Here is a 25683-nt window from a genome sequence, read left to right on the forward strand (position 1 = left end):
CTAGGCATTGCGGGGATCGGTGTCCGCCACTTTCGCCTCATGCCGGTGGTGGTCACGGAAGGCCAGCAGACTCTCGACGCCGGTGAACTCCACCAGTTCCCGGAACTGCATCCAGTCCACCAGGCAGTACAGGCAGATGGCCGGATAATCCCATCCGGCAAACTCGCCTGCCTCCACCATGGCATTGAGGGTGCGCAGGGTGGTCATGATCCGCTCCCGCTGGAGGTTCCAGAACATCACGTCGGCCTCCACATCCAATCCGGACTTGCGGGCCAGCAACAAGGTGACGCAGGAGTCGTTGGCGCCGTCAATCAGGGTCAGCTGGTTCTCCTGGTGCCAGTCAAGGGGGGCCAGATCGAGTTTCTCCCCCAGATAACGGGCGATCACCCGGGAATCGTAGATATCCTGATCGCCGTCCCTGAGCACAGGAATCTTGAGCGTAGGGTTATTACGCCGCAATTCGTCACGACCCTCTCCGTAGATATCCAGGTGAACGAAGTCGTGGGGCGTCTCCGACAGCAGCAGTCGTATACGCCGAACGTAGGGAGAGGTATTGGAACCGATCAGCTTCATGGTCACTCCATCAGGGTCAGGGACTGCTGCTATCAGGGCAGCACGGAACGGGGATCAGCATAGGCCAGACCGTGCGCCTCGGCTACCTCACGATAGGTGACCTGTCCGTCATAGACGTTGAGTCCGGCCAGCAGATGGGGGTTCTCCTTCATGGCCGCCACCGGCCCCCGCTCTGCCAGCTGCCGGATAAACGGCAGGGTTGCGTTGTTCAGCGCCAGAGTGGATGTCCTCGCCACGGCCCCGGGCATATTGGCGACACAGTAATGCACGACACCTTCTTCAATAAAGACCGGGTCATCATGGGTGGTCGGCCGTGACGTCTCCGCACAGCCGCCCTGATCAATGGCGACGTCCACCAGCACGCTGCCATCAGGCATTCTCCTGAGCATGTCCCGGGTCACCAGCTTGGGAGCGGAGGCACCTGGAATCAGCACCGCACCAATCACCAGGTCTGACTCCGTGACACACTGGTCAAGCTGGTCAGCACTGGAGAAGACGGTGCGGATGCGGTTGCCATAGCGATGATCCAGCTCCCGCAACATATTGATATCCAGGTCGAGGATGGTGACATCCGCCCCCAGCCCCACGGCCATGGCCAGCGCGTTCTGTCCAACCATACCGGCTCCGATAATGGTCACCCGGGCCGGACTGACGCCGGGCACACCACCAAGGAGTACGCCCCGCCCGCCCCTGGCACGCTCCAGGCAATGGGCCCCGGCCTGCACGGCCATACGCCCGGCCACCTCCGACATGGGCGCCAGCAATGGCAGGTGACCATGATCATCGGTGACCGTTTCATAGGCAATACAGGTGGCTCCGGAAGCCACCAGATCGTGGGTCTGATCCGGGTCCGGTGCCAGGTGCAGATAGGTGAACAGGGTCTGGTCCGGAGTTAAAAGCTGACGTTCCTCAGCCTGCGGCTCCTTGACCTTGACGATCAAGCCGGCATTGCGGAATACCGCTTCCGGGGAAGATTCGAGATGTGCGCCGGCCTGTCGGTAATCGTCATCGGAAAAACCAATCGCCTCACCGGCGCCGGCCTGCACTACCACTTCATGACCGCCCTGGGTGAGCTCCCGCACGGCGGAAGGGGTCATGCCCACCCGGTATTCATGATTCTTGATTTCCTTCGGTACGCCGATTCTCATGCCATGCCTCCCGGACAATGGGTTTGTCATTGAGTCTAGTGTCCCGTCTGGTTAATTGCTTAATCTACCGCTCGCCTCTGAGGACTCTGGCCAAGACATCCGTCCTGGCGTTCGCGCCGTAAAGCCAAAGTGTTCTATGATCATTCAGCACCCCAATTCCTACTGCTAAAAGGATTTATTCATGACTGGAAAACTCACTCCGCTGGCCGCCGCTATCGCCCTTTCCCTGAGCGTCGGCGCTGTTAACGCCGAGCTACAGACAGAAACCGTGGAATACACCGTGGACGGCAAGACCTTCACCGGCTACCTGGCCTGGAACGACAGTGACCAGGGTGAGCGCCCCGGGGTTCTGGTAGTACACGAATGGTGGGGCCATAACGAATTTGCCCGTGACCAGGCGGAGAAGCTGGCCGCCGCCGGCTACACGGCCTTCGCACTGGACATGTATGGCAAGGGCAAGGTCACCGACCACCCGAAAGAGGCCCAGGCCTTCATGAAGGAGGCCACCGGCGACCCGGAGAAGCTGCAGGCGCGGTTCGCCGCCGCCATGGAACAGTTGCGCAATCACGATACCGTGGACGATAACCGCATCGCCGCCCAGGGCTACTGCTTCGGCGGCGCCGTGGTACTGAATATGGCCCGCCTTGGCATGGATCTGGATGGTGTGGTCAGCTACCACGGGTCCCTGGGCAGCCCGATCACTCCCGAGCCCGGCGATATCAGCGCCCGCATCCAGGTGTACACCGGCGGCGCCGACCAGATGGTACCGGCGGAACAGGTGGGCACCTTCGTGACCGATATGCAGCAGGCACAGGCCGACTTTTCAGTCACCAGCTTTCCCGGCGTACAGCATTCCTTCATGAACCCGGGGGCTGATGCCATTGCCGAGGAATTTGACATGCCCGTGGGTTACAACGAAGCCGCTGCCGAGCGCTCCTGGGAAGGCACCATGCGCTTTTATCAGGAGATTTTTGCCCGCTAAATCAATGGCGGACACTGGCACAAGGTGTTGGTGTCCGCCCGATCGGCGGCCCGGTTAAAGTACGTGTTTTTTTGTATCCAAAGGGCTGGCATTCCACGAAAAGCAGGAGTAGAGTCAGAAATCAGGAAAGATCAGTAAAGCACTTCAACAATCAAGGCGTTTCTCTACTTCTGCAGTGATGTATTCGTCGTGTTTTTGAATCCGCAATTCTGTGATTCCTCCCAAAGGTCCTTTGACGGCATCCAGCCCAAGGCTGGTGTGAGAAGGGCAATATCTAGCAAGTGATATGAATACAGGAAAATCGAGTATGTCTACTGTTACCGGTACTGTTAAGTTCTTCAACGAAGCGAAAGGTTTTGGCTTCATCACCCGTGAGTCCGGCCCGGACGTTTTCGTTCACTACAGTGCCATTCAGGGCAGCGGCTTCAAGACCCTGGCCGAAGGCCAGCAGGTCGAGTTCACCGTAACCCAGGGCCAGAAAGGCCCTCAGGCGGAGAACGTTGTCCCCCTGTAAATCAGGCTTCAACGTGGGTAGCACCCGGAACCCGTTCTGAGTGCTACTGAATAAAAAAGGCAGCCAGTTGGCTGCCTTTTTTGTTGGTCATATCCGGGCATGGCCTGGTGCTCCGCAGGCGGGCCCCGATAAACGTTGATCAGCCAATGGATCGGGTCAGGCCATAGACCCACATGCCTACCCCCACCATGGCCAGCGAACCGAGCACATGCACCAGCACGGTAACCAGGGCCACCAGCCATCGGTCAGCCTCGATCGCTCCCACCAGTTCCAGTGAAAACGTCGAGAAGGTGGTCAGCGCGCCACACAGCCCGGTAACGGCAAACAGCCGCCATTCCGGCGACAGCGAGCTGTGACTGAACCAGCTGATGAAGAAGCCGGCCAGGCCAGCTCCGATCAGGTTGGCGACCAGAGTACCGGGTTGCACACCATGGCCCGGCCCATTGAGCCAGAGGCTCAGCCCCCAGCGCAGGTTGGCGCCGATGACGGCGCCAACACTGACTGCAAGGAACGCCCAGCCATTCATGCCGGGTTATGGTCAACCAGGGTGGACTTGTCCATGGCCAGCGCGTCAAACGGGAAGTCATCCACGGTCAGCATCTCAAGCACGTTCTTCTCGTACTCTCGCATGAACGTGATTTCGTCCTCGCTGAGTATCTTCGCCTCGTAGGCCGCCTCGAACTGCTCCTCGGGATGCAGGGCCTGCGCCGGCAGCTCGCCCTTGGCAGCGGCCTTCGCCACCTTGCGGTAGATGGGATCCGCCCGCTCGTTATCCTTCAACAGGGCGTTGTAGCGTGCCACCGGGTTTTCCTTGTCGTCACCCTCGGTATGCCATATTGGCTGAAGCAGCTTGTTCCGGACCGGGCTGTCGGTGGAAACGGCACGGGCAACCCGGCGCACCAGATCATCGGTGGGCAGGTGCCAACGACGACCGAGCGGCATGGTGACACCTCTCAGGGCAACCGCCACCGCCCGGTTGGGCAGGTTCTGCAGCAGCTCGTCCAGGGCGGTTTCGGTGCGGTACAACAGCAGGCTCATGCTGTATTCCAGCACATCCGCTTCACCTTCCACCGGCTGGGTCTCATGCCAGTGCTTGAGCACCATGGAAGCCATATACAGGTTGGACAGCATGTCACCCAGTCTGGCCGAGATCAGCTCGCGCATCTTCAACTGCGAGCCCAATGTGGTCATGGCAGCATCGGAGCACAGGCCGAAGGCGGCACTGAACCGGGCCACCGCCTGGGCATAGCGGCGGGCGGTGCTGTCAAAGGGCACCTCCGCCCTGCCCAGCCCCAGGGCCTGGGTAAAGGCCCGGGCGGCGTTGCCGAAAATCAGCCCGGCATGCTTGAAGAAGACTTCATCGAATGCCTTTTCATCGTCCTTGTCCTTGGCGGCCAGCTCCTTCAGTACATAGGGATGGCACCGAATGGCCCCCTGACCAAAGATCATCAGGCTGCGGGTCATGATGTTGGCACCTTCCACGGTTATGGACACCGCTGAGCCGGAATAACCGATGCCCAGGTAGTTGCGCGGCCCAAGGGTGACTGTCTTGCCCCCGTGCACATCCATGGCGTCGGTCAGAGCGGAGCGTTGCATCTCGGTCAGGTGATATTTGAGGATGGCCGAAGGCACGGCCGGTTTGCCGCCGTTATCGACCATGTTGGCGGTCTGCAACACCGACGACTGGGCGATGTAACAGTGGCCGGCGATTCGCGCCAGGGCTTCCTGCACGCCCTCCATATCCGCCACCGGGTTGTTGAACTGGCGACGGATGCGGGTATAGCCCCCGCCTACCCCGACGGCGGTAGCGCAGGACCCGGCAGCACCGGACGGCAGGGTAATACAGCGACCCACCGACAGACACTCCACCAGCATGCGCCAGCCCTCTCCGGCCATTTCCGGCCCGCCAATAATAAAGTCCAGGGGAATGAACACATCCTTGCCGACAATCGGCCCGTTCATGAACGGGCTGCCAATGGGCCAGTGTCGACGTCCGATTTCCATACCTTCGGTGTCACGGGGAATCAGGGCACAGGTGATACCCAGTTCTTTTTCCTCACCCAGCAGGCCGTCCGGGTCGAACATCTGGAAGGCCAGCCCGACCACGGTGGCGATTGGCGCCAGGGTGATCCAGCGTTTCTCAAAGTTGAGTTTGAGGCCCAGCACTTCCTTGCCGTCATATTTTCCCTTGCAGACGATGCCGGTGTCCGGCAGGGAAGTGGCGTCAGAGCCGGCCCGGGGACCGGTCAGGCCGAAGCACGGAATCTCCCGGCCATCGGCCAGTCGCGGCAGGTAATAGTCTTTCTGCTCATCGGTGCCGTATTTGACCAGCAACTCGCCGGGGCCCAGGGAGTTGGGTACACCCACGGACGTCATCAGCACCTCGTTGGCCCCCAGACGCTGGAGCACCGCAGACTGGGCCTTGGCGGAGAATTCCAGACCGCCGTATTGCTTCGGGATAATCATCCCCAGGAATTTTTCCTTCTTGATGTATTCCCACAGCTCAGCCGGCAGGTCCGCCCGCTCGACCGCAATGTCCCAGGAATTGCACATGGACACCGCCTTGACGCACTGGTTGTCCACGAACGCCTGTTCTTCCTCGGTCAGGCCGGTATTGCGGTTGATCAGCAGGTTATGCCAGTCGGGGCGCCCGGTAAACAGGTCGCCGTCCCAACCCACGGTGCCGGCATCCAGCGCCACCTGCTCGGTGGCCGAAACCTTCGGAGCGACTTTCTTGAACATGGCGAACACCCGCGGCGTCAGCCAGCTGCGTCGGAACTGGGGCAGACCGGCAGCAGCGGTTGCCGCCGCGCCGATGAACAACAACAGGGTCAGCCAGCCCGAGGCGAAGATCCACGACAACAGGCCGAATACCACCATTACCGCAATGGCGGGCTTGGCCCCCGCTTCACGACGCATTACCGCCAGCAGCGAAGCAGCGGCCAGAACAAACAGTATCAGGGTCATCATAGGCGCTCTCTTTTATCCTCCGGACAGGTGTCCAAATGGGGTGAGGCCTGGCAGGCCATCCTTGAATGTCAGCATCTCCGAAGACGTCCGGATCGACGGCCATCTTCGAAGGGTTCGTAGCAATTTCCTACGTTTAAGCTACCGGAACGGATCGGGGCTGGCTAGTGTCCATTACCCGATCAGGCACTGATGACCACCCGTATCCCCTCCAGTGACAATTCCGCCCGTTCGATGGCTGTTTCAGCAGCCTCAAGCTGATCACGGAAGTACTGTATCTCCTCATCACGGATGGCCGGGTTGTGCCGCTGTAGCGCCTCCAGGCGCCGCACCTCCGGTTGCAGCATACTGCGAACCTGCTGCAGGGCGGCCTCCCGCCGGGGCTCGAACTGGGGCTCCGCCAGTTCCCGCGCGTGCTCCACCGTGGTTTCCACCTCGGCCCGCACCCGGGGCACAACGGACTGGGCGGTGCGACGCGGGATATTGGAGCACAGACCGTTGAGGCGGTCATGGGGCAGCACCTCCGAGAGGTCACGGCCATTCACATCCACCAGCACCCGCAACGGCGACAGGGGCAGGTAACGGGACAGCTGCAGGTGCTCCGGGGCCGGACAGTGCACCACGAACACAGCCTCCAGCAACACAGTGCCGGGCTGCAGGCCCTTGACCGAGATAGTGGACAGGGCAGCCTTACCAAGCCCCGAGCCCAGCACGAAGTCCATTACCCCGCTCACTACCGGATGCTCCCAGCTCATGAAGGCGATATCCTCCCTCTGGAGCGCCTTCTCCCGGCTGTAGGTGGCCGTCATGCCATCGTCAGGCACCAGTTCCAGCTGCCCCGAGTGGCGTTGTTCGCTGGGGCGCATGATATCGGTATCGGCGGAGTGTTCCTCCACCTCCACCCCGAAGATGTCGCAGGCGGTGTGGACATACGCCTGCAAACGGCTATCGTCCTCTTCCTGTTCTATCGCGTCGATCAGCGCCCTGGCCTCCTGCGGGCGGCAGGAATTCAGTTCGATCAGGGCGTCACGGCCGGCCTCCAGCCTTGCCCGCAGGTCTTCCGCCAGGGACGCCGTGCGGCTGACCAGCTCGCTGACCTTCCCGGTCTCGCCATTCATGACGGTTTGCCACTGGTCCTTCACCTGGTCGAACACGGGCATGCCAATGGCGCAGCTCTGTTCAAAGGCGTTCAGCCCCTCGTGGAACCATTGCATCTGCAGCTCACCGGCGGTGCCCTGCAGGTATGGCAGATGGATATCGATCACGTCGCCCTGACCGATCCGGTCCAGGCGCCCGATCCGCTGTTCCAGCAGGTCCGGGTTGACCGGCAGGTCGAACAGCACCAGGTGGCGGGCGAACTGGAAGTTGCGCCCCTCGCTGCCGATTTCAGAACAGATCAGTGCCTGGGCGCCCTGTTCGTCCTCCGCGAAGTAGGCGGCAGCCCGGTCCCGCTCGATCAGGCTCAGGTGTTCGTGAAAAGCGGCACTGCGGATACCGGCCCTCAGCTGCAAATGCACTTCCAGAGCCATGGCGGTCTCGGCGTGGGCACAGATCACCACCACCTTCTCACGCTTGAGCTCCTTCAGGGTCTGCTCCAGCCATTGCACCCTGGGGTCTTCCGCCAGCCAGGTTTCGTCGGTAAACCGATGCTCCGGTGTCAGGCTAGGCTCGCCGAAGATCTCACCTTCCTGCTGATACAGCGCCGGGCAAGGCAGGGCCACGGTCTGCAGTCGGCGTTCCGGAAAGCCGCGAACCGACGCACGGGTGTTACGGAACAGGACACGACCGGTGCCATGTCGGTCCAGCAGTGCATCCACAATGGCGTGGACCGGGTCGTCCGCCGACAGCAATTGCTCCAACTCATCTCCCAGCCATGTTCTCAGCAACGCCTGACGCTCTGCCCCCGGTGGCTGCCCGGAAGCCAGCAACTCACGCACCACCTCATTGATGGCCTGGTAATCCTGCTCCTGCTGCCGAAAAGCGTCCAGGTCATGGAAGCGTGCCGGGTCCAGTAGCCGCAAACGGGCAAAGTGGCTTTCCTCGCCGGCCTGCTCCGGGGTTGCGGTCAACAGCAACAGGCCCCGGGTTTCTTCCGACAGGCTCTCCACCATGGAATACTCGGGGCTCACCTGCTCCGGGCTCCAGCCCAGGTGATGGGCCTCGTCCACCACCATCAGGTCCCAGCCAGCGGCTACTGCGTCGCGCTGGGCCAGGGTGTTTCCGGTGAGGAAGTCCAGGGAACAAAGGACCAGCTGGCTCTGCTCGAATGGATTGACCTGTTCCTCGTCAGTGTCGATATCGGGGTCCGGATCGGACAGCGCCTCGTAACTGGAGTGGTCAACGATGGAAAACCGCAGGTTGAAGCGGCGCAGCATTTCCACCAGCCACTGATGGATCAGCGAATCCGGCACCACCACCAGCACCCGGCTGGCCAGACCCGTATGAAGCTGATAGTGGAGAATCAGCCCCGCCTCGATGGTCTTGCCCAGCCCCACTTCGTCCGCCAGCAGCACCCGCGGGGCATAGCGGCGAGCCACCTCATGGGCGATGTAAAGCTGATGAGGCAGGTGCTGGGTTCGGGCACCCAGCAAACCCTGCACCGGCGACCTGGCCAATCGATCCTGGTGTTCAAGGGTCGCCAGGCGCAGGCGAAACGCGCCGTTGCGATCGAACTGGCCGGCGAACAGCCGCTGGTGGGGCGCCGAGAAGCTGACCTGGCTGGCCAGGCGGACTTCCGAGATCTCCTGCAGGTTGCCGGTATCATCCACGGCGTGGTAGAGCAATACGCCGCTGCGATCCTCCACCGCCTGCACCGTCAACACCTGGCCATCAAAGGTTTCAATATCCTCCCCCATCTGGAAGGCAATGCGGGACAGGGGGGCACTATCAATGGCATAGGTACGCTCTTCATCCGCAGCTGGAAATCCCAGGGTCACGGTGCGACCAGCCACTTCCGTAACAATCCCCAGGCCCAGGCCCGCATCCGAATGACTGACCCAGCGCTGGCCAATGGCAAAAGCAGGTGCTTCCAAGAATCCTCCCGAACAGTTCGGTCAATAGACATTTGCCCCCCGATCACGGGCGGCCTCGACAAGTTATCGCCGTGCGATTGCCGTCGGATCAGGTTCCCTGACCCAGAAGGCGGTGGCGCCGCAGACGGCGGCCGGCACCACAAACAGGTTCACCACCGGCACCATGGCCAGCAAAGCCACGGGCAAACCGAACCCCAGGGCACTGAGGCGACGGGCGGCGAGACGCCGGCGTAATGCCCCAAAGCTGACCCGATGATTGTCCGCCGGATAGTCCACATACTGCAGGGACATCATCCAGCAGTTGAAGGCAAACCACAGTACAGCCGCTACCAGGTTGACCACGGGTATCAACCCGATAACGAAAAGTAGCAGCGCCCGTGGCAGATAATAGACGATCTTATGAATCTCCCGGCCCAATGCCCGGGGAATGTCCTTGAATATCTGCATCCAGCCACCGTCTTCGCTCACTTCCTGACCTGTGAGGAACTTCTCGGTCTGCTCCGACAGAAACCCGTAGAACGGGGAACCAATCAGATTCGCCATGATCACAAAGCCGTACGCGAACATCAGCAATATCACTACCGCGTACAGCAACCAGAACAGCCAGTCCAGGGCCTGCAACCACTGCCAGTCGGGCAGCCACGCCATAACGGTGGCGATCAGCAGCGCAAAACCCTCGGCCATGGCCCAGACCAGCACGACGAACAGCAGGAGATTGAGAATCAGGGGAACAATGACGAACAGCCGCAACCCCGGTTGCCGGATAAGCCCAAAGCCCTCACCAAGATAGCCCAGGCCCTTGAAAAAATTACCTTGCAACATGCTTGCAGCCTCATGACGCGTGGCAGTAACGGGGCGCAAAGCATATCATGAAGCCGGGGAGCCGCTGAATAAACGACGTAAATCATCAGTGGGCCCTTATCACCTCAACCGGACAGGTTATGCGACTTCCAGAACCCGTTTACAAACTGATTGCGTGTCAATTTCTCTGGCGAACCCTGTTCTGCATCTCCATTGCAGCGATTACCTGGCTGGGCTTTACCAGCGAACCCTACCCGATCCCTTCGGCGGCCAGCGACAAGGTCAATCACCTGCTGGCATTCATGGAGCTGGCGATACTCACACGTCTGGGCTGGCCCCGGCTCGGCCTGATGCCGCCCCTGCTGGTGCTTACCGGTTTCGGTCTGGCCCTGGAGCTGGGCCAGTCGATCACACCCTGGCGGGATTTCGCCCTCTCCGACCTGCTCGCTGACGTCATTGGCATACTCCTGGGCTACGGCCTGATGACGATGTTTTTCAGGTTCACGGCTGCGCGCCCGGCCGCCTGAAACCGGATTTGAGATTTTCGCCATTCTTCGTGTGAGATATTTCCTACATTGCCGTGAGATTCTGCCAGAACAACGCGTGGGCGATGCCAAACTCTGCATAACCGAAATATCTACATCGTTGTTTTTACGAAAGTTACTGACAAAGGCATCACTCTGTGACGGAACCATCATGGTTTTGTCATGCACCCGAAATTTCTGGCTTGGTATGATGGGAACCGTCAAGGATGACAAGGAAGAGGAAGACGCATTGGATGCTCCTCACAGGATGTGGGGGGAAGCAGGGACCCTAGGAAAGAAGGCTTAAGGGAAAACCTAATTACGGACCGCTGGCTCGGAAGCTGGCGCCAGGGACCTGGCAAGGACAATACAGCAACAGGACGGTTGCGACAGAGCATGGACGCCACGACCTGTTCCGACGAGGGCAATCCGCAAGGGTTGCCCTCTTCTTTTTTTGCCCCCTTTTGAGTTCACGCCACTACGCCTGACGCGCTGCAGACCGCTATCCGGCCCGGTACAACCTTACCTGATTGAACTCTTCGAACTCGCCAAGGTCGGGCCAGGTGCTGGCTGAGACCATATCGAGTACATCGTATCCCGGCTCTTCCAGATCCCTGACCCGGGAATCCGCCAGCAACACGCCCCCCGCCGCTTCCCGGAATGCCTGCAGAAACGGGCGGTTGTCCCGATCATATAGCACATCGGCAGCCGTAATCAGATCCAGCGACGATGGTCGCCGGTGCCAGTCATCGCAGAGTGCGATCTCCACACCATTAAGCTCGGCATTGGCCCGGGCAGCCGCCAGTGCGTCGCCGTCCAGATCGCAGGCAATCGCCTCTGCGGCGCCGGCCATGGCCGCTGCCACAGCGACAATACCGGAGCCCGAACCGAAGTCCAGCACACGCTTGCCCGCCACCGTATCCGGGTGGTCCAGAATCCATTGGGCCAGCACCTGACCGCTGGCCCAGCAGAATGACCAGTAGGCCGGTTCCGCTACCACTGCCTGTGCCTCGTCATGGCTCAGCGGTCCTTCCAGAACCTGTGGATCAAACAGATAAAGCGGCAAGGACGGACAACCAGCCGGGCGCGATACCGCCAGTCGTCCGTGGGGCAATGTGCGCCTGATGGCCCTGGTCAGGCTGTCGGGAATGGGGTAATGATGGTTCATGAATCGCCTCGACATTCGGAACCGGCGTATTCTACACGGGCCCACCCTGGAAGTGGCACTGCCCTATACCTGAGGATGCCCGGGACGGTCACGACAGACCCTTGACCCATCCGCTATACTGATTCCCCTTTTTCAACGGACGACCACCCGCAGGCATGAGTACCCGACCCGATACCGACCAGTACCGTCAGCTTTTTCTCAATGATGTTCCGCTGATGGACGTACGCGCGCCCGTCGAGTACGCCCGGGGCAGCTTTCCCAATACCTACAACGCTCCCCTGATGAACGACGATGAACGGCACCGGGTGGGCATCTGTTACAAGGAGAAGGGGCAGGAAGAAGCCATCCGGCTGGGCCACCAACTGGTGTCCGGCGACATCAAGGCCGAGCGGATCGCCGCCTGGAAACGGTTCGCCATCCAGCACCCCGAGGGTTACCTGTTCTGCTTTCGCGGCGGCCTGCGCTCCCGCCTGACCCAGGAATGGCTGCGGGAAGCCGGCATTGACTACCCTTTGGTAAAGGGCGGCTACAAGGCTCTGCGTCGCTTTCTCATCGATTCACTGGATGAGGTCATCCAGCATGGCACCTTTCACGTAATCAGTGGTCGCACCGGCACCGGCAAGACTCGGGTTCTGCACAGGATGCCGAACCCGGTGGACCTGGAGGGCCTGGCAAATCACCGCGGTTCCAGTTTTGGTCGCCAGGTGACTCCGCAGCCGACGCAGATCGACTTTGAAAACGCCCTGGCGGTCGCCATGCTCAAGGCCCAGGAGAAAGGCGGCCCCATCTACCTGGAAGATGAAAGCCGCCTGGTCGGGCGTTGCCATCTGCCCCTGGACCTGCGCGAGCGCATGTCTTCAGCACCGCTTCTGGTACTGGAGAGGCCACTGTCCGAGCGTATTGCCATTATCCGAGAGGACTATGTGGAAGGCATGGTCCGCGATTACCAGTCCCGCGATGGTGAAGCCGCCGGCTGGGAGAATTTCTGTGACTACCTGCTCAGCGCACTGGACCGTATCCGCAAGCGCCTGGGAGGAGAACGCCATCAGCGATTGCGCGGCATTATGGAAGAGGCACTGGAGCAACAGGGCCGGACCGGCAATCTGTCGGGCCACGAAATCTGGATCAAGTCACTACTGACGGACTATTATGATCCTATGTACGACTACCAGCTCAGCCAGAAGTCCGGTCGTGTCACCATGGCCGGCAACGAGGATGCGCTGATGGACTGGGCCCGACAGGCTACCAGCGCATAAGTCGGGCACAGGGGTGCTCAGTGACTCCCGAGGCTTCCCGGCCGGAAATGAATCCATCAAGAAAAATCAGGAGATAGTATGGAAGACCTTTTTAGCGAAAACGGCAGGGCCACCGAGTGGCTCGACACAGCGGTTGAGATGGTCATGCTGTACGCCCCCAAGGTGGTTCTTGCCATCATCACCCTGTTGGTGGGCCTCTGGCTGATCCATCGGGTGGTCAATCTCCTCGATGCCCGGCTCAAGGCCAAGGACCCCAGCCTCAACAAGTTCCTGTGCGGTCTGGTCAGCATCGTACTCAAGATTCTGCTGCTGATTTCCGTAGCCTCCATGGTGGGTATCGCCACCACCTCCTTCATCGCCATTATCGGTGCCGCCGGCCTGGCGATCGGTCTGGCCCTGCAGGGCAGCCTCGCCAACTTCGCTGGCGGCGTGCTGATTCTGATCTTCAAACCCTTCAAGGTGGGAGACACCATCGAGGCCGAGGGATTTCTCGGTGCGGTGGACGAGATCAACATTCTGTACACCATCGTCAATACCTTCGACAATCGCCGTGTCATCATCCCCAACGGTTCCCTGGCCAATGCGTCGCTGGTGAACGTCAGCTACTACGATACCCGCCGCTGCGACATGACCTTTGGCATCCATTACGATGATGACATCGACAAGGCCAAGTCGATTATCAAACGCTGCCTGGACGAGGATGACCGTGTACTGCCCGAGCCGGAACCACGCATCTCGGTGGGATCCCTGGGGGACAGCTCCGTGAATATCATTGTCCGCCCCTGGACCAGGACCGACGACCTGTGGCCGGTCTACTGGGACATGCACGAGAAAATCAAGAAGGCGTTCGATGCCGAAGGGATTACCATCCCGTTCCCCCAACGGGATCTGCACGTATACCAGCAAAACCGGACGACCGACGCCGAATAGTCCCGTGCTCTGCCAGGGCCGCCCCTCCCGGGGCGGCCTTTTTGACTGGTTTGCGCCAAACCTGTCATGAACCACAAGCGCTCTGCATCACAGTCTTTCGCAATACCCTCTCGCAATCCCTGTACAGTTGACTAAGCTAGGCAATAACGAAACTGACTGCGCACCGTCGTGGCACAGTCAATACGTCGCACTGGCAGGAGGTACCCTATGCCGGGAAAACAGCTGAAAGCATTCCTCGAAAAATCCGGGGTCGACTTTATCGCCCTGTCACATCCCCCCGCCTACACTGCCCAGCAACTCGCCCACCATGGCCACATACCCGGAGACCGGGTGGCCAAAACCGTCATCATCGAACTGGATGGCAAGATGGCCATGCTGGTCATGCCCTCCACCTGGCGCATTCACTGGGACCGCCTGAGCGATGTACTGGAAACCGACTTCCTGGAGTTGGCGGACGAAATGGAATTCAAGGACCGCTTTCCGGACAGTGAAGTGGGCGCCATGCCCCCGTTCGGTAACCTGTGTGGCATGGCCGTCTACTGTAGCGAGGCCCTGACCCGACAGGCGGACATCGCCTTCCCTGCCGGCTCCCATGAGGAGTCCATCCACATGAAGACGGAAGACTTCCTGGCCCTGGTGGATCCGGTGGTTATCGAAAAAGGCTTTATCCGTCCCGGTGCCCGAAAACCGGCGTGGATGCAACGGCGCCGGAAAGCCACACTCCCGTCGGACCAACAGATTGAGCACTGGGAACTGGCGGGTTATTGATACCGGGCATGGATAGCCGCTTGCCTGCACCGGCAAGGTCCGTAAACTGGGGGTCTGAATAGCAGCCTGTCGGACTTAAGGCCGATTCTTCTTATGACCCAGACCTTCGATTTTATCGTAGTCGGCGCCGGCATGGTCGGCGCCGCCATTGCCAACGGCCTTGCCGGTAGGGGCCACACGATTGCCCTGATTGACCAGGCAAATGCCCCGGCTTTCAATGATCATGACGACCCCGATATCCGGGTATCGGCCCTCAGCGTGGGCAGTGAAACCTACCTCCGCAGCCTCGGCGTCTGGCACGATATGATGGCCATGCGGGCAACCCCATACCTTCGCCTGTCTGTGTGGGAAGCCCGCGACCATCCGCTCAGTCAGTGGCTGCCCGGCCAGCCGCCAAGAACCACCTTCTCCGCATCAGACCTGAAAACCTCGCACCTCGGCCACATCGTGGAAAACCGCGTCACCCAGGCCGCACTCTGGAAGCGAGCCAGCGGACAGGAAGCAATCACCGTGTTTTCCGGCTCCGGCGTCCACCGGCTGCACGAGCAGAGCGACAGTATTACGGTCATGCTGGAAGATGACATCGCCATCCAGGGCCGGCTGGTGATCGGTGCCGATGGAGCTGGCTCGAGAGTCCGCCAACTGGCCGGCATTGGTGTCACCCGTGACCAGTATCAGCAACAGGCGCTGGTAGCCAGCGTTCGCTATCGGGGTGCGCCACAGGACATAACCTGGCAGGCGTTTCACAGCTCCGGCCCGCGGGCCTTCCTGCCACTGCACGACGCCGGCCCGGCCCATGCCGGAGAGAGCTGGGCATCACTGGTGTGGTACGACGCCCCGCAAACCCTGGCAGAACTCAAGGCCCTGCCGGAAACGGACTTCCTGGCCCGGGTTCAGGCAGCCTTCCCGGACGAGCTGCCCCCGCTCACTGCCGTTTCGGCCCGGGCCAGCTTTCCCATTGCCCGCCAGCATGCACATCAATACGCCCGGGGCCGTGTGGTACTGGCCGGGGACGCCGCTCACACCATCAACCCCCTGGCCGGCCAGGGAGTCAACCTGGGCTTCCAGGACGCCCACTGTCTGCAGGAACTGCTGGACGAAGCCCGGCGCAACGGGCAGGATCCGGCGGCACCTGAGTTACTGGCCCGCTACGAGGAACAGCGCCGCCCGGCCAATCGTCGCATGATGCTGACCATGGATGTGTTCTACCATCTGTTCAGCAATTCGCTGACACCAGTATGGGCTGCCCGTAACCTTGGTCTGGGCCTGGCCCAGAGCCTGCCGTTCGCCCGCAACCGGGTGGCCCGGTACGCCATGGGCCTGGATGAGGGGTTGCCGGCGCCGGTCGAGGCATTGCTGAACCGGGCGCCGGCCCTGGGGCGCCTGACCGGGCTCAGGTAGCACCCCGGTCACCCGGGACGCTTCAGAAAGGCACAACGGATTACCACCCACACAACCAACAAGGACCCAGACATGGCGGAAACCATTTTCGACAAGATCATCAACCGCGAGATTCCCGCAGACATTGTCTACGAGGACGACATCAGCCTGGCGTTCCGGGATATCAACCCCCAGGCACCGGTGCACCTGCTGATTATCCCCAAGAAGGCGATCGCCACCATCAACGATATTGAAGAGGGTGACCGCGAGCTGGTGGGTCACCTGTACTGGGTGGCGGCAAAACTGGCCAAGGAGATGGGCTTTGCCGACGATGGCTACCGGGTGGTGATGAATTGCGGCGAGAACTCCGGTCAGACGGTGTTTCACATTCACCTGCACCTGCTCGCCGGCAAGCCCCTGGGCTGGCCGCCCTATACCGACCGTATGAAACAGGGCTGACGGCTGACAAGGGCCCGTATACCGGGCCCTTCAGCCTCCCTCAGTCGGTGGTGAGCCGCGCCTGCTGGATCCGTGCCAGCGGAATGGGCACCACCATGGTGCCGCCATGCAGACGCCGGTTGAACTGCACACGGCCATTCTCGATGCGCTTGATGCGACCGTCCAGACTCTGACCATCGGTCAGGGTGAGGCGCACATCCTGGTTCAGGTGCTTATGAAGGCTTCCGGTAATATCCCGTGGATCCGCAGTCCGGGTTTCCTCTTCCTGTCCGGTGTCTTCCACCACGTCCTCAACCACCGGTTCCACACTGGTGACACTGAATGACCGGGGTTCGACACCCGCTACCGCAACCGACGGGCTCAGGCGGCCTGACAGATAGGTGGGGTCCATGCTCATGGTACGGTCGTTGGCATTCAGAGTCGGATAGGGGTCGATGGCCAGGGTCAGGGTATCACTGGCTCCGGAGGTGAAGCTCCGGTAGGCGTTCACCAGGGTCTCGCTGGGCTCAAGGCCCTCCCGGTTCCATTCCCGCATCCAGGCCTGCTGGTGGTACTCGGGGTAAGTGGAGCGAGCCACCCCGGCCTCTCCCGCACAGAATTCATTACGGCGCTCGTTCAGCCCGGTGTCGGTAATGGCCACCTTTACGCGGCTTATCTTGGCGTCACCGGCGGTCTGGACATTCAGGGCAGCGGTGGGGTTAAGGTCTACCGCCATGTCGGTAGCAATCTTCACCATGCCCCGGGATACCAGGTCGAGATCCAGGTTCATGCGCGTTCCGGAATGGGACATCCGGTATCCGACGGTCATATCGGATACCGAGACACCGTAACCCATGGCCATGTAGTCCTCCACGCTGAAGTAACTGCGGTCACCACAGCCCGCCGTCACCAGACGCGACACCAGGCCGCCCTGCCCGGAAGCTTCGGCCTCGATATTGCGGAACAGGTCGGAATCCAGGTCCAGGCGGAGCCCGGAAATCACCATGTGCATCTGTTCGGGTATTTCACGCTGATCCAGCTGGAAGGCAATACGGTAGAGCTCGAACAGGTGGGCGGTTTCGAGGCGGATATCATCCACCCGGTACTCTTCCGGCAACCCGTGGGGACTGAACCGGATATCGGTGATACTCAACGCCCCCAACGGCGACACCGACACATCTCCCCAAGTGAACTCACCGAACATGGACAGGCCCATCTTCGACATCTCGAGCTGTTCTTCCACCTCACTGGTGATTCGGTAGTTGGCAAAGAAAACACCGGCGACGGCCGCCACCAGCAGGACCAGCAAAACGCGTTTCATAACGACTTCCTTTACGTCATTTTTACAGCCATCCGGCCCGCTGGGCACTCCCTGGGCCGACAATTCATTAACTAATATACATAATCAGAAAGTCGATGTGTGTGATTCGTGCAGCGCCCGTTCAAAATCGTTGCCCGTCGGTTACTATTGGGGCGGGCCAATGCACCAAACGGGACACCAGGGAACCAAACTGTGAAGAACGATTGCCATTACCACCCCGGCGAGCCTGCCAAGTGGCATTGCGGGGAGTGCCTGATCCATTACTGCTCCGGCTGCATGCCGGATGCCGATCCCCGACGGCAGATTGGCCTCTGCCCCCATTGCGGTCGGCAGATGCGTTACCTGGGTGCGGCCACCGAAGTGGAGCCTTTCTGGCAGCGGTTGTCGTCGTTTTTCCGCTACCCGTTCCACTCGGATCCGCTGTTGGTGGTGATCATCTGCACCGTAGTGCCACTGTTCCTCAACCCGGGCCTGATCGGTGGGCTGATCTACCTGGTGCTGCTACTGGTGCTGATCAAGTACTGCTATACCGTCATCCGCCACACCGCCAATGGCCACATGAAACCACCACCGGTTGCGGAAGCCTGGTCCGGAGACGGTTTTGCCCTGGGCCTGCAGAGCTTTGTAATTGTTTTCGTGATGATTGCTGCTGTGGTTTCCGCCTTTGCCCTGCTGGGGCCGATTCCCGGCGTCGTGGTCACCGGACTGGCCTACCTGGCGGTGCCGGCCGCAATCATGATCCTGGCCATGGAAGACTCCATATTCCCGGCCCTGAACCCCCTGAATATCACCGCGCTAATCTCTTCCATCGGCTGGCCCTACTTCGTCCTCTACGGGTTCCTGGTGCTGATGACCATGGCGTCGGCGGCCGCACAGGAGCTGGCCTTCGCCCATTTCCACCCGGTTATCGCCTACCCCCTCGGCGGCTTCCTGAGCAGTGTCTTTATCGTCATCGTATTCCACATGCTCGGCTACCTGCTGTTCCAGTACCAGGAAGAACTGGGCTTCGCCAGTGACTTCCAGGAAGTGGAGGAGCCTGCCGACCCGAACCGGGACCGCTCCCGTCGGGTGGACGCCGATATCGACATGAATGTGAAAGAAGGCAACTACAACCGGGTTGCCAGTATCCTGGAGGAAGCCCTGAAACGGGACCCGGCCAATCCCAACCGGCTCAGCCAGCTTTACCAGCTCTCGCTGGCCCGCCATGACCTGGACGCACTCAATCGCCATCACGCCAAACTGCTGCACTGGATGGTGGCCTTTCGCAAGCACAGCGACATGAAAACCCTGCTCACGCTGCTACGCCAGCATGACCCGCAATTCCAGCCCCAGGACCCGGAGCTTGTGGTGGCCTGTGCCGACCTGCTGTTCCTGCAGCACGAACCCAGGCCGGCCCTGCAACTGCTGAAAGACTTCCACAAGCGCTTTCCGGACAGCGACCAGATTGCCCCCGCCTACATCCTGGTGGCGCGCATATTGGCCAATGGCTTCGAGCAATGGGACAAGGCCACCAGTTTCCTCAAATTCGCGGATAAAAGCACCCTGGACGCGGACATGAAGCAGACCATTGCCGCGTATATGGCGCAGGCAGAACGGCGGGAACCACTAAAAGGTCCAAAAGCCAGCTTTGCTGCCGCAGCAGATCTCAGCGGTGGCACTGCATAACCGTGAGCAGAGACGAAAAAACGGCAGGGCCTTTCAGCCCTGCCGCTTTTTGATTTCTTTCACTTATGCCTGGAACGAGGGCGCTTATGGCTCAGGTATCAGAAACCCTTCAGGCTCGCCACACGATCGGCGTGGTAGCGGAAGTCACCCAATAGCAACTGCACCGGGCGGGCACGCTTCATGAACAGGCCGATATCGTATTCATCGGTCATGCCCATACCGCCGTGGAGCTGAACGCCTTCATTGGTGACCAGTTCCGCCACCTGGCTGGCCTTGGCCTTGGCAGCGCTGGCCAGCAGGGAAGCCTGCTCGTCATCGGCATCCAGCGCCATGAACGCCTTCAGTACTATGGACTTCACCTGCTCCAGCTCGCTCCACATCTGGGCAGCGCGATGCTGCAGGGCCTGGAAGGAAGAGATGTACACGCCAAACTGCTTGCGCTCCTTCATGTACGCCACGGTGCGGTCGAAGGCCTCACTGGACAGGCCCAGCAGTTCCGCCGCCAGGTGGGCGCTGCCGATGTCCAGTAGTTTCTGCAGGGGCTTTGCGCCCTGGTCCTTCTGTCCGAGCACCGCATCAGCGCCGACAGCCACATTCTGCAGCTGTACCTTGGCGTAGTTGCGGCCGTCCGGGAAGATGGTGCGCTCAACAGTCACCCCTTCCGCCTTCGGGTCCACCAGGAACAGGGTGATGCCGGATTCGTCACGCTCACCGCCGCTGGTGCAGGCTGACACGATCAGGGTGTTGGCGATATGGCCGTCCACCACAAAGGTCTTGCTTCCGTTAAGTACGAAACCGTCACCCTGGGCTTCCGCCTTTGTTGTCACGCGCAGTGGCTGGTGGCGTCCGGTCTCATCAATGGCCAGGGCGGTCAGGTGACTGCCGTCCGCAATACCCTTGAGGGTTTCCTTCTGGCTGTCATTGCCGGCCAGGATCAGGGCGCAGGCGCCCAGCACACCGGAGGCAAACAGCGGCGACGCAGCCAGAGTACGACCACCCTCTTCCATCACCTGCCCCATGCCCACGTGCCCGAACTCGGACCCACCGTGGCTTTCCGGGATCAGCGTGCCCGCCAGGCCCAGTTCCACCGCCTGGTTCCAGAATTCCGGCACATAGCCCAGCGGGTCTTTGTCGTCCCGCAGTTTACGCAGCTGGGATACCGGCGCCTGTTCGCCGAACAGGCCCTGGGCGGCATCCTTGAGCATCTGTTGTTCTTCAGTCAGTACAAGCTTTTGCATGATGGTCTCCGCCCTTAGCCCAATCCGAGAATGTTTTTCGCGATGATGTTGAGCTGCACTTCGGAAGTACCCCCTTCAATGGAGTTACCCTTAGTGCGCAGCCACTGCTGGGGCAGGGCCCCCGCGGGGCGATCATCCCCTTCCCACAGCAGGCCTTCGCTGCCATAGGCGGCTACCAGCAACTCGTAGCGACGCTTGTTCAGTTCGGTACCGGCAAGCTTGAGCATGGCCGACACATTGCCCACGCCCTGGCCGGACTTGGCCTGGTCCTTGGCACGCTCGGCGGTCAGCTCGTAGCCGATGGAATCAATGGCCCAGGAGGCAATCTCGGTCCGCAGCATGGGGTCCGCCAGCTTGCCATCTTCCAGACCGACGGCATCTACCGCCAGCTGGGACAACGTCTTCTGGCCGGCAGCCGTGCTGCCCATATTGCCGATCATGCTGCGTTCGTGGGTCAGCAGGTACTTGGCGATGGTCCAGCCCTTGTCGACCTCGCCCACCACCTGGTCCTTTTCCACGCGGACATCGTCCAGGAAGGTTTCGCAGAAGGGCGATTCGCCGGAGATCAGCTTGATGGGACGAGTGGATACTCCCGGGGTTTCCATGTCGAACAGTACCAGGCTGATGCCTTCCTGCTTCTTCACGTCCGGGTTGGTGCGCACCAGGGCGAACATCCAGTCGGCCTTGTCGGCGTAGGAGGTCCAGATCTTCTGGCCATTGACGATAAAGTGATCGCCCTTGTCCTCGGCCTTGGCCTGCAACCCTGCCAGGTCGGAACCCGCACCCGGCTCGGAGTAGCCCTGACACCAGCGGATCTCGCCACGCACGATGGGCGGCAGGTGCTGCTGCTTGAGAGCCTCAGAGCCGAACTTGAGAATGGCGGGTCCGATCATCCAGATGCCGAAACTGTTCAGCGGCGGGCGCGCCTGGATGCGGGCCATTTCTTCCAGCAGCACCTTGTGCTGCTCCCGGGAGAGGCCACCACCACCGTATTCGGTGGGCCACTCGGGCGCAGTCCAGCCCTTGTCAGCCATGCGCTCGAGCCAAAGGCGCTGGTCCTCGCTCTGGAACTTGAAGTTGCGACCACCCCAGCAAGCGTCTTTTTCGCTCTTGAAGGGGGAACGCATGCTCTGGGGGCAGTTCTCCTCAAGCCATGCCCGGGTTTCCTGACGGAAGGTATCCAGATCAGTCATGCTTGCTCTCCTTGGGGGCAGCCCACGAACGGCCCATTGGGGCCGGCTTGACAGTAATTATGGCGGCGCTGCCAGTTCACAATGGAATTCTGTTCCGCCCAGCAAAAACCGGAAGCGGAAAACCGAATGAATAATGCCTTATCACCAGGCTGCCTGTCATGCCCTGAACAACACCCAATGCGGGCGCCGACAGGAATATTGTTTATTTACAAACAGATGGAATAAAAAACAACAATACACCAATGTACGGAAGGGTACCGGAAGTGGATGACCATGACAAACCCGGGGAGTTCCGCACAGCGGACATATGATGACCGGAAGCCCCGAAAGAGCCCCGGCATGGTCAGAGGCTTTTTACCAACATCCGGTATTCGTTGGCCTTGGGCTCCATCTGCCGTTTGCTGAATTCATCGGCCAGCAGACGGCCCGCCTCCCGCACCATGTCCACGCTGCCGGACGCCTTCACCCTGGTAAAGGCCTTTTCCGCCAGCTTGAGATCATCACCACGCAGGGCCGCGAACAGCACCCGGTTGTGTTCTTCAGGAGCCAGGGGCTGGTTGGGCTCCCCCAGATCCAGGTATTCCTGCCAGGTCTTCAGCAGGTTCTCGGGCTGCTGCAGGCGCAAGTACTGGTGCATCAGGGCGACGGCCCGGTCCCGATAGGCGGGCTGGTCCGGGCGCAGTTTTTCCAGGTGGTACAGGTGCTCAAGCAGCACCGGCCGGTCCGGATGGGCCTGCCAGAGGGCTTCGAAACGTTGCCGGGCCAGCGTGAAGTCCATCCGCGACAGGGCTTCCATGGCCTTGGCATACTCGCGGGTGAACGCTTCATCCCGCTCCTCCGCTTCCGGCTCGTAGAAGGACTCCCGAGCCTGGAACCAGCCCCGGCCCAACAGCAGAATCAGGGCGGCGCCGGCCACCAGGCCACCGGCGTGGGCCAGGTAGGCGATGCCGTCACCACCGGAGGCCCAATGATGGTACATCTCCTTGCCCACCCAGATGGGCAGGATCACCAGCGCCGGGGCCCGGAAGTAATTGAAGTAGACCCCCAGGTAGTAGAAAAACCGTATCTTCCTGCGGCCAAAGAAGGCCACGTACATACCCATCAGCCCGGCTATAGAGCCGGATGCCCCCACCAGTGTCGTGGCCTCGCCCCAATGGAAGGCCGCGTGGGTCAGCCCCGCAACCACCCCGCACAGCAGGTACGCCAGCAAATAACGACCGGGGCCCAGGGCCTTTTCCACGGTGAACCCGAGCAGGAACAGGAACACCATGTTACCGATCAGGTGGTCCCAGCCGCCGTGGAGAAACTGGTAGGTGATCAGGCTGTAGAAATTCAGATCCGATGGCATCAGCCCCGCCTCATAGGCGCTCAGCCGCGAGATGTACCGCTCCTGAATCTGCTCCCGTTCCGACTGCCACAGCCTGCGCTCGCGACTGTTCATCAGCAGGTCGCGATTGTCCCGCAGGTACCGGTAGAAGGTCTGGTCAGACAGCATGAGCGACGCCAGACCAACCCGGTCCCCCTCCGACTCAAGATACTCGACCCAGTCCAGCAGCTGCTGCAGATCGGTATTGCCCTTCAGGCTGATTTCCCGCTCGAGGTAGTCCTGGTAAAGCGGCGCCTCCAACCGGTCCAGCTCCGCATCAAGATAAGTGCTTACCGCGCCCTGGATCAGTTCCGGATCCTTGCCCTGATAGAGCAGGAACGCCAGCAGGCTCACCAGCATCAGCGCGAAGGTCATCCAGGGGGGATGTTTCCAGTCAACTTTCTTTTCAGCGGGGATGATGATCATCAGCGGTCACTTTTCATCACAATGCATCGGTGATTACCCGGTTTTTTACCACAGCCCGGCCAGCTTTGCGCGTTGTAATAGGCATGAGGGGCGACAGACCGGTCGCCAATTCATGAAAAGGAGGAACAGCGCATGTCATACAGGCGTCACATCGATGTCATTAAATCAGGTCAACCGGCCTACGGGGGATTGCCAAGCCCCCGCATACCAACGATAGTATGCGGGAATAAGAACAATAGCCTGACCCAATAAACTAAGGAAAGCGACATGACGGTACTTGTACTGGATAGCCCGGAATTGATTGCCCGCGCGGCAGCAATGGAGGCGGCCCAGGCCAACGGAGAGGTCAAGGCGGAGGAAACCAGATCCGTTTACGCAGACGCACAGGTTTCAGCCCCCGGCCAACTGGCCTGCCTATCAGAAAACGACAGCCTACCCGAGCCACAGGAGGAATCCCTGGCCCTTGTTATGTAACCCATCCCACGGCACTGCCCGGTGATGATCTCGTCAGGGCAGCGCCGCCACGATGGCCCGGCACTCCGGGGACCACCTCCCGATTCCCCCGGCATCCGCCGCTTCAGGGCTGAACCTGAATCACGTTCCAGACCAACAGCATTGCCATCACCAGAATACTGAGCCAGGTCAGCAGGATACCCGCCAGCCGCGCCTTGTGCGGCCCACCGTGACCATTGAACATGCCGTAGGCATGCAGGATACGCCCGCCTACAAGCGCCATACCCACCCAGTAGATCCATTGAGCATTGACCCCGTTGAGTTCGCCAATAGCCATCAGAATCAGCGCTATGGGCGCATACTCGACCAGGTTGCCGTGGGCGCGGACCGCTACCTCGAAATCCTGATCGTCATTAACCCCCATGCCCTTCTGGTACTTGAGACGGTACCGGGACACCTGGACCGACAGGAACAACAGCAAAACTGCTGTAACAGCCGCAAACACAGCAGTAACAGGCATCAGCATAGTAGTCAGCCTTTCTTGATTGCGTTGATCGCGGCCAGCAGCAGAACGGCGCCTACCGTCGCCGTCACCAGCTCACCAATCGTTCCCCCTGCATGCAATTGCAGAAGACCAAACACGAAACCGCCGATAAACGAACCGACAATACCAATACCAATATTGGCCAGCACGCCAAAACCACGACCCTTCATGATCAGACCGGCAAGCCAGCCGGCAACACCACCGATAATGAGGAACAGAATCAGGTTCATCCGTGTTACTCCCTGAACTAGCTATAGGAACGGACGATCCTGTTGACGCAACCGCCCGCGCTTGGATGCACCGAGATTGCCGTGATTTTCAGACGCATGCAAGCGTGCCGGGGCAAACACCCCGGCACATGGGTCATGAGGAGAGGGCTTTGTCAGCGCACGTCCATCAGGCTCCGACGGCTGCCTGACCTCCGGTTGGCCATGCCATATCGCGACTGGCCTCCACCACGAAGCGTAGCGGGCCATTGGCATCCAGGGAGTCAAAAGGATAGCAGGTCACCAGCACCAGCGAGTTCCGGTCATAGCGTGTCAGGTCCATCTGCTCCTGGCGGCTGTCGACAATCCGCAGGGAATCCACCCGGTACCGGCGCCAGGCGCCGTCGGCAAACTGCAGGCGTATCTCCTGCCCCTGCTTAATGTCCTTCAGCGGCCGGAAGTGGGTATCGCGATGACCGGCAACTACCACCGGTGATCGGGGCCGCTCGCCCAGATCCGGACCCCGGACCTGTCCCGGACCAAAGGCCAGGCTTTCGCCGTGACCACCGGACAGCACCACCAGCGCGGACTCCTCGCCGGGCAACTGCAACCTCGCCACCGGCCAGGTGTCCGCCCAGGGCCAGGGCCGGCTTTCCACCTGGCTTGCCTGGGTGCGGGCCCAGGCCATGGTCAGGAGCTCCTGGGCCACCACCGCCTTGAAGGGAATCCACAGGCCGGCCAGCAACAGGCCCGCGGAGAGTGTCACCACTAAAAGCAACATGCGCCCCAT

At 60.6% G+C, this 25683-nt stretch carries 24 protein-coding genes; 10 read left to right on the forward strand and 14 right to left on the reverse strand.

What is annotated here, in order from left to right; genetic code table 11:
• Both ACFOZ5_RS12990 and ald read right to left on the reverse strand, forming a co-directional pair.
• Entirely contained in the window at positions 1 to 573 is a 573-nt protein-coding gene (locus tag ACFOZ5_RS12990) for a glutathione S-transferase family protein (RefSeq protein WP_379887985.1), read from the reverse strand.
• 32 nt (positions 574 to 605) lie between these two features.
• Positions 606 to 1721 (reverse strand): alanine dehydrogenase, encoded by a 1116-nt coding sequence (ald, locus tag ACFOZ5_RS12995; RefSeq protein ID WP_379887987.1) that lies wholly within the window; start codon positions 1719 to 1721, stop codon positions 606 to 608.
• 181 nt (positions 1722 to 1902) lie between these two features.
• Here ald and ACFOZ5_RS13000 point away from each other — a divergent pair, with 181 nt between their 5' ends.
• A complete protein-coding gene (locus tag ACFOZ5_RS13000; protein ID WP_379887989.1) occupies positions 1903 to 2703 on the forward strand; it encodes a dienelactone hydrolase family protein in 801 nt (266 codons plus the stop codon).
• A 307-nt stretch (positions 2704 to 3010) separates the two neighbouring features.
• Positions 3011 to 3217, forward strand: coding sequence for a cold-shock protein (locus ACFOZ5_RS13005; RefSeq protein ID WP_189571230.1), 207 nt, complete (start codon positions 3011 to 3013; stop codon positions 3215 to 3217).
• A 139-nt stretch (positions 3218 to 3356) separates the two neighbouring features.
• Here the strand turns inward: ACFOZ5_RS13005 and crcB are convergent, their stop codons facing one another.
• The 4 genes from crcB to cysZ all read right to left on the reverse strand — a co-directional run bounded on the left by crcB (position 3357) and on the right by cysZ (position 10038).
• Positions 3357 to 3743 carry a fluoride efflux transporter CrcB gene (gene crcB / locus ACFOZ5_RS13010; RefSeq protein ID WP_379887991.1) on the reverse strand — a complete coding sequence of 129 codons (387 nt, stop codon included), beginning with the start codon at positions 3741 to 3743 and terminating at the stop codon, positions 3357 to 3359.
• On the reverse strand, positions 3740 to 6187 hold the full coding sequence (locus ACFOZ5_RS13015) for an acyl-CoA dehydrogenase (RefSeq protein ID WP_379887993.1): 2448 nt from the start codon (positions 6185 to 6187) through the stop codon (positions 3740 to 3742). Before ACFOZ5_RS13015 ends, crcB begins: the two co-directional genes overlap by 4 nt.
• A gap of 179 nt (positions 6188 to 6366) precedes the next feature.
• A complete protein-coding gene (gene rapA, locus ACFOZ5_RS13020) occupies positions 6367 to 9216 on the reverse strand; it encodes an RNA polymerase-associated protein RapA (protein WP_379887995.1) in 2850 nt (949 codons plus the stop codon).
• A gap of 63 nt (positions 9217 to 9279) precedes the next feature.
• Positions 9280 to 10038: a sulfate transporter CysZ gene (gene cysZ / locus ACFOZ5_RS13025; protein WP_379887997.1), complete on the reverse strand. Its 759-nt coding sequence runs from the start codon at positions 10036 to 10038 to the stop codon at positions 9280 to 9282.
• A 119-nt stretch (positions 10039 to 10157) separates the two neighbouring features.
• Between cysZ and ACFOZ5_RS13030 the strand changes: the two genes are divergently transcribed.
• Complete coding sequence (locus tag ACFOZ5_RS13030) at positions 10158 to 10544, forward strand: VanZ family protein (protein ID WP_379887999.1); 387 nt, start codon at positions 10158 to 10160, stop codon at positions 10542 to 10544.
• Between the two features lie 499 nt (positions 10545 to 11043).
• Here the strand turns inward: ACFOZ5_RS13030 and ACFOZ5_RS13035 are convergent, their stop codons facing one another.
• Positions 11044 to 11709 (reverse strand): 50S ribosomal protein L11 methyltransferase, encoded by a 666-nt coding sequence (locus ACFOZ5_RS13035; protein WP_379888001.1) that lies wholly within the window; start codon positions 11707 to 11709, stop codon positions 11044 to 11046.
• 155 nt (positions 11710 to 11864) lie between these two features.
• Between ACFOZ5_RS13035 and mnmH the strand changes: the two genes are divergently transcribed.
• From mnmH to ACFOZ5_RS13060, 5 genes are all read left to right on the forward strand, one after another.
• Complete coding sequence (gene mnmH, locus ACFOZ5_RS13040) at positions 11865 to 12965, forward strand: tRNA 2-selenouridine(34) synthase MnmH (protein ID WP_379888003.1); 1101 nt, start codon at positions 11865 to 11867, stop codon at positions 12963 to 12965.
• Between the two features lie 78 nt (positions 12966 to 13043).
• Complete coding sequence (locus tag ACFOZ5_RS13045; protein WP_379888005.1) at positions 13044 to 13895, forward strand: mechanosensitive ion channel family protein; 852 nt, start codon at positions 13044 to 13046, stop codon at positions 13893 to 13895.
• Between the two features lie 207 nt (positions 13896 to 14102).
• Positions 14103 to 14663: an aminoacyl-tRNA deacylase gene (locus ACFOZ5_RS13050; RefSeq protein WP_379888007.1), complete on the forward strand. Its 561-nt coding sequence runs from the start codon at positions 14103 to 14105 to the stop codon at positions 14661 to 14663.
• Positions 14664 to 14756: 93 nt separating this feature from the next.
• Complete coding sequence (locus tag ACFOZ5_RS13055) at positions 14757 to 16064, forward strand: FAD-dependent monooxygenase (RefSeq protein ID WP_379888009.1); 1308 nt, start codon at positions 14757 to 14759, stop codon at positions 16062 to 16064.
• A gap of 72 nt (positions 16065 to 16136) precedes the next feature.
• Positions 16137 to 16502: a histidine triad nucleotide-binding protein gene (locus tag ACFOZ5_RS13060; protein ID WP_379888011.1), complete on the forward strand. Its 366-nt coding sequence runs from the start codon at positions 16137 to 16139 to the stop codon at positions 16500 to 16502.
• 40 nt (positions 16503 to 16542) lie between these two features.
• Here the strand turns inward: ACFOZ5_RS13060 and ACFOZ5_RS13065 are convergent, their stop codons facing one another.
• Complete coding sequence (locus ACFOZ5_RS13065) at positions 16543 to 17802, reverse strand: hypothetical protein (RefSeq protein WP_379888013.1); 1260 nt, start codon at positions 17800 to 17802, stop codon at positions 16543 to 16545.
• 192 nt (positions 17803 to 17994) lie between these two features.
• On the opposite strand from ACFOZ5_RS13065, the gene ACFOZ5_RS13070 reads away from it, so the two are divergent.
• Positions 17995 to 19467, forward strand: coding sequence for a hypothetical protein (locus ACFOZ5_RS13070; RefSeq protein ID WP_379888015.1), 1473 nt, complete (start codon positions 17995 to 17997; stop codon positions 19465 to 19467).
• 98 nt (positions 19468 to 19565) lie between these two features.
• On the opposite strand, the gene ACFOZ5_RS13075 is transcribed toward ACFOZ5_RS13070, so the two are convergent.
• From ACFOZ5_RS13075 to ACFOZ5_RS13085, 3 genes are all read right to left on the reverse strand, one after another.
• A complete protein-coding gene (locus ACFOZ5_RS13075) occupies positions 19566 to 20705 on the reverse strand; it encodes an acyl-CoA dehydrogenase family protein (protein WP_379888016.1) in 1140 nt (379 codons plus the stop codon).
• A gap of 14 nt (positions 20706 to 20719) precedes the next feature.
• A complete protein-coding gene (locus ACFOZ5_RS13080) occupies positions 20720 to 21898 on the reverse strand; it encodes an acyl-CoA dehydrogenase family protein (RefSeq protein WP_379888017.1) in 1179 nt (392 codons plus the stop codon).
• A 343-nt stretch (positions 21899 to 22241) separates the two neighbouring features.
• A complete protein-coding gene (locus ACFOZ5_RS13085; protein WP_379888019.1) occupies positions 22242 to 23690 on the reverse strand; it encodes a rhomboid family intramembrane serine protease in 1449 nt (482 codons plus the stop codon).
• Between the two features lie 267 nt (positions 23691 to 23957).
• On the opposite strand from ACFOZ5_RS13085, the gene ACFOZ5_RS13090 reads away from it, so the two are divergent.
• Positions 23958 to 24164, forward strand: a complete 207-nt coding sequence (locus tag ACFOZ5_RS13090; protein ID WP_379888021.1) for a hypothetical protein — start codon at positions 23958 to 23960, stop codon at positions 24162 to 24164.
• Positions 24165 to 24267: 103 nt separating this feature from the next.
• Here the strand turns inward: ACFOZ5_RS13090 and ACFOZ5_RS13095 are convergent, their stop codons facing one another.
• The 3 genes from ACFOZ5_RS13095 to ACFOZ5_RS13105 all read right to left on the reverse strand — a co-directional run bounded on the left by ACFOZ5_RS13095 (position 24268) and on the right by ACFOZ5_RS13105 (position 25683).
• Entirely contained in the window at positions 24268 to 24669 is a 402-nt protein-coding gene (locus ACFOZ5_RS13095; protein WP_379888023.1) for an MAPEG family protein, read from the reverse strand.
• A 5-nt stretch (positions 24670 to 24674) separates the two neighbouring features.
• A complete protein-coding gene (locus ACFOZ5_RS13100; RefSeq protein WP_379888025.1) occupies positions 24675 to 24917 on the reverse strand; it encodes a GlsB/YeaQ/YmgE family stress response membrane protein in 243 nt (80 codons plus the stop codon).
• Between the two features lie 166 nt (positions 24918 to 25083).
• The gene (locus tag ACFOZ5_RS13105; protein ID WP_379888027.1) at positions 25084 to 25683 is read right to left on the reverse strand and encodes a class GN sortase; all 600 of its coding nucleotides are present in this window, start codon (positions 25681 to 25683) and stop codon (positions 25084 to 25086) included.

The organism is Marinobacter lacisalsi, from assembly GCF_042651045.1.
Classification (GTDB): Bacteria; Pseudomonadota; Gammaproteobacteria; order Pseudomonadales; family Oleiphilaceae; genus Marinobacter; species Marinobacter lacisalsi.

Excerpts from the sequence above, each read along its gene's own strand:
- ACFOZ5_RS12990 (WP_379887985.1), bottom strand. The coding sequence starts at position 573 with ATGAAGCTGATCGGTTCCAATACCTCTCCCTACGTTCGGCGTATACGA.
- ald (WP_379887987.1), bottom strand. The coding sequence starts at position 1,721 with ATGAGAATCGGCGTACCGAAGGAAATCAAGAATCATGAATACCGGGTG.
- ACFOZ5_RS13000 (WP_379887989.1), top strand. The coding sequence starts at position 1,903 with ATGACTGGAAAACTCACTCCGCTGGCCGCCGCTATCGCCCTTTCCCTG.
- ACFOZ5_RS13005 (WP_189571230.1), top strand. The coding sequence starts at position 3,011 with ATGTCTACTGTTACCGGTACTGTTAAGTTCTTCAACGAAGCGAAAGGT.
- crcB (WP_379887991.1), bottom strand. The coding sequence starts at position 3,743 with ATGAATGGCTGGGCGTTCCTTGCAGTCAGTGTTGGCGCCGTCATCGGC.
- ACFOZ5_RS13015 (WP_379887993.1), bottom strand. The coding sequence starts at position 6,187 with ATGATGACCCTGATACTGTTTGTTCTGGCCGCTGCTTCGCTGCTGGCG.
- cysZ (WP_379887997.1), bottom strand. The coding sequence starts at position 10,038 with ATGTTGCAAGGTAATTTTTTCAAGGGCCTGGGCTATCTTGGTGAGGGC.
- ACFOZ5_RS13030 (WP_379887999.1), top strand. The coding sequence starts at position 10,158 with ATGCGACTTCCAGAACCCGTTTACAAACTGATTGCGTGTCAATTTCTC.
- ACFOZ5_RS13035 (WP_379888001.1), bottom strand. The coding sequence starts at position 11,709 with ATGAACCATCATTACCCCATTCCCGACAGCCTGACCAGGGCCATCAGG.
- mnmH (WP_379888003.1), top strand. The coding sequence starts at position 11,865 with ATGAGTACCCGACCCGATACCGACCAGTACCGTCAGCTTTTTCTCAAT.
- ACFOZ5_RS13045 (WP_379888005.1), top strand. The coding sequence starts at position 13,044 with ATGGAAGACCTTTTTAGCGAAAACGGCAGGGCCACCGAGTGGCTCGAC.
- ACFOZ5_RS13050 (WP_379888007.1), top strand. The coding sequence starts at position 14,103 with ATGCCGGGAAAACAGCTGAAAGCATTCCTCGAAAAATCCGGGGTCGAC.
- ACFOZ5_RS13055 (WP_379888009.1), top strand. The coding sequence starts at position 14,757 with ATGACCCAGACCTTCGATTTTATCGTAGTCGGCGCCGGCATGGTCGGC.
- ACFOZ5_RS13060 (WP_379888011.1), top strand. The coding sequence starts at position 16,137 with ATGGCGGAAACCATTTTCGACAAGATCATCAACCGCGAGATTCCCGCA.
- ACFOZ5_RS13065 (WP_379888013.1), bottom strand. The coding sequence starts at position 17,802 with ATGAAACGCGTTTTGCTGGTCCTGCTGGTGGCGGCCGTCGCCGGTGTT.
- ACFOZ5_RS13075 (WP_379888016.1), bottom strand. The coding sequence starts at position 20,705 with ATGCAAAAGCTTGTACTGACTGAAGAACAACAGATGCTCAAGGATGCC.
- ACFOZ5_RS13080 (WP_379888017.1), bottom strand. The coding sequence starts at position 21,898 with ATGACTGATCTGGATACCTTCCGTCAGGAAACCCGGGCATGGCTTGAG.
- ACFOZ5_RS13085 (WP_379888019.1), bottom strand. The coding sequence starts at position 23,690 with ATGATCATCATCCCCGCTGAAAAGAAAGTTGACTGGAAACATCCCCCC.
- ACFOZ5_RS13090 (WP_379888021.1), top strand. The coding sequence starts at position 23,958 with ATGACGGTACTTGTACTGGATAGCCCGGAATTGATTGCCCGCGCGGCA.
- ACFOZ5_RS13095 (WP_379888023.1), bottom strand. The coding sequence starts at position 24,669 with ATGCTGATGCCTGTTACTGCTGTGTTTGCGGCTGTTACAGCAGTTTTG.
- ACFOZ5_RS13100 (WP_379888025.1), bottom strand. The coding sequence starts at position 24,917 with ATGAACCTGATTCTGTTCCTCATTATCGGTGGTGTTGCCGGCTGGCTT.
- ACFOZ5_RS13105 (WP_379888027.1), bottom strand. The coding sequence starts at position 25,683 with ATGGGGCGCATGTTGCTTTTAGTGGTGACACTCTCCGCGGGCCTGTTG.